Raw genomic sequence first — 2,376 nt, 5'->3', positions numbered from 1 at the left:
CGGTTCGGCCAGTGCTAGCGATCGAGGTTCGAGGAACGCGTTTCGGTTGGTGCGATGAACGACGGCCGTCACCGGGCGGCGAAAATAAAACTTACCATCAGGAAACTCGCTGACGCCGCTCCGGTGCACGGCATGGTTCCCCGCCTCTAATTGGGCATCCAGGTTGTGCTACGGAGGTGCCGATTTGTCGAATGGAAAAACGCCTAAGAAAAGCAAATCGTCAGTCTCGATTACCCCACTGATACTCGGATCGTACCGAAAGTTGAACATGATCCAAATCAAGCTAGTTTCGATGTAGCCGCGCGCTTTTGCAGCTTCGGAGACGGCATTGCGATAGGACGACGCCCAGGAACCTCGTAGCAGTTCGGCGATAGGTTTGGATGTCCCGTCGTCCGTGCAAGCTGTTTCTTGATAGTCGTGATCATAAAAGCCGATACGAAAATCATGCGAGTATTGGTTGAATTCCTCGTCGTCATCTTCGCCGTAGTTCTCGGTAAAGTAATCGTCGGGTAGTCGCGTGTGGTCGTACTTCGCTAGCCAAAACGATGCGACATCGTCATCGCGTGCAGTAAAGTCGGGATAATCGAACATGCCCATAATGACGATCTATCTCGGTAGGGGAACGTTTGGGTTTTGCGGGCCGGAACGGTTGATTTCCCATTGCTAACCGCTCGCAGGGCCGGCTCCGTAACAACCCTTGGTTCCCCGCTTCGTTGCAGTAGGGTTAGTCGTGCAAGAATTGCTGAGCGTCAAAGCCGTCTACAACAGAGGCTAATGCAATCGCCCAGTCATTCAGCGACTCTTTAGTGTAGCCAACCGGAGCAGTGTTGTACGACCAAATCCCTCCGAATAAGCCTGTTTGCAGGGGCGGAAAGTCGATCAGAATCAAGTCGTGGCTACCGAATGGCAGAAGCGGGCGGGCTGACCGACTGTTACGTTTCATCTTCCAGGGCCGACCACGTCGAAAGTGGCAATCAGCAGCATCAGCGGCAGTCTTGGTTTCACCCCACTGAAGGAACAATTGCCGGCCAGCGAGTTCAACGACGGGAAGCAAGTCTTTATTTGCAAATCGCAGCGGTCCCTTACGACAGAGTTCAAACAGATCGTCAGGAACGCGTTCAGTGAGACGAGCTGTGTTTGAGTTCAGTTCGTCCATCTGTAACAGCGAGCATGCAGTCGGGGAACGTCCGGGATCACCGGGGACGAGCCGAAAGGCAACCACTGCCAAAACGCAACGCCGAGTCCTCCGCGTGCATCCCAAGGTTCTGTCTCCTATGGTACAGTAGAAATGCCGACAAATGAACGGACGATGTTTTCATAAAAGTCGCCGTTCAACGCCAGCGCCAGCGAAGACGCATTCAACATCAAGGCGTGGTAGCAATCTCCGCGTTGCGTGGTGTAAATCAACCATTCGGTGTCGCCCGAATCATCTGACGGAACCAGTTTTCGTCGCATTGCGATTGCGTCACCAATAATGAAGTCATTCCATGGGGAGTCAGCCCAATCCCCATCGATCTGCGATTCGATGATGGATTGGAAGTCAGTCATTGCACCGGTGCCCTCCACTGTAAATGTGAGGGCAGTGATGACCGCTTGGTCATCGGGAGACGCAAGTGTGAACGAATCGCCGTTGTCTTCCGTTCTCCATTGAGATGGGTGGACAATTGAATTGCCTAAGCGCGACTTGAATTCGATGAATAAGTCTTGATTCACTATCCCGTTCCTATCGTCCTGGGGTGTGCACCCAATCAGCGCCAGTACGAGAAGGGGCAGGGTCGCTAAGCGTCGCATTGATTTCAATGACAGAACGTCACGGTTAACCCAGTTCCGGCGGTTGACCTTGTGGTGGCCAAGTTTAGATAGGCCGGAACTTGGGTTCAATCGATGGTTCTCCGCTGTATTGTCCGAATGTCAGGATAGATCAAACAGGATGCAATCGATTGGATGTTCACCGCCAAAAAACTTGCGATCGAGATGGTTCAGCGGTGCGTACAGTGCGGTCAAGAGTTGATGGACAGTCAGGTCTTGTCGCTGAAAAGTTGACTCGACATCCGTGTATAGAATACCAACGTTGTCGTAAGTCTCCATTTGTCTTAGCCCTCGGTTTCGGAGTCCAATGTAGGACAGCGTGTAAATCATCAATATCGCGCAAGCTATCGCTATGATGCGATTTCGGCACGGCGGTTGCGTTCGTTGTGGCATTGGACTGGTGTCTAGCTCGTTGGGCGGGTCAAGTGGAGGCAGCCATTTCTTTTCTTTTGCGTCCGGCGAAGACAAGCTTTGAATCCTACGGTCGAGTGCGAATCTCCAGTCGGAGAACGCTGAAATTCACGGGGTCGCGACCGTGAGACTCAGCCGTTTGAAAAGACGTTATCG

Annotated in this window: 4 protein-coding genes; all 4 read right to left on the bottom strand. The window is 52.6% G+C overall.

Annotated elements, in window-relative coordinates; translation table 11 throughout:
• Positions 1-168: 168 nt before the first annotated feature.
• Positions 169-597: an immunity 22 family protein gene (locus ABD971_RS29970; RefSeq protein WP_345327378.1), complete on the bottom strand. Its 429-nt coding sequence runs from the start codon at positions 595-597 to the stop codon at positions 169-171.
• 127 nt (positions 598-724) lie between these two features.
• Positions 725-1,156 carry a hypothetical protein gene (locus tag ABD971_RS29965; RefSeq protein WP_345327377.1) on the bottom strand — a complete coding sequence of 144 codons (432 nt, stop codon included), beginning with the start codon at positions 1,154-1,156 and terminating at the stop codon, positions 725-727.
• A 116-nt stretch (positions 1,157-1,272) separates the two neighbouring features.
• Positions 1,273-1,713, bottom strand: a complete 441-nt coding sequence (locus ABD971_RS29960) for a hypothetical protein (RefSeq protein ID WP_345327376.1) — start codon at positions 1,711-1,713, stop codon at positions 1,273-1,275.
• 198 nt (positions 1,714-1,911) lie between these two features.
• Positions 1,912-2,088 (bottom strand): hypothetical protein, encoded by a 177-nt coding sequence (locus ABD971_RS29955; RefSeq protein WP_345327375.1) that lies wholly within the window; start codon positions 2,086-2,088, stop codon positions 1,912-1,914.
• Positions 2,089-2,376 lie beyond the last annotated feature (288 nt).

The sequence above is a fragment of the Novipirellula rosea genome (assembly GCF_039541335.1).
Classification (GTDB): domain Bacteria; phylum Planctomycetota; class Planctomycetia; order Pirellulales; family Pirellulaceae; genus Novipirellula; species Novipirellula rosea.
This window is presented reverse-complemented; position numbering and strand designations above follow the sequence as displayed.

Coding starts and splice junctions, on each gene's coding strand:
- ABD971_RS29955 (WP_345327375.1), bottom strand. CDS start 2,088: ATGGAGACTTACGACAACGTTGGTATTCTATACACGGATGTCGAGTCA.
- ABD971_RS29970 (WP_345327378.1), bottom strand. CDS start 597: ATGGGCATGTTCGATTATCCCGACTTTACTGCACGCGATGACGATGTC.
- ABD971_RS29965 (WP_345327377.1), bottom strand. CDS start 1,156: ATGGACGAACTGAACTCAAACACAGCTCGTCTCACTGAACGCGTTCCT.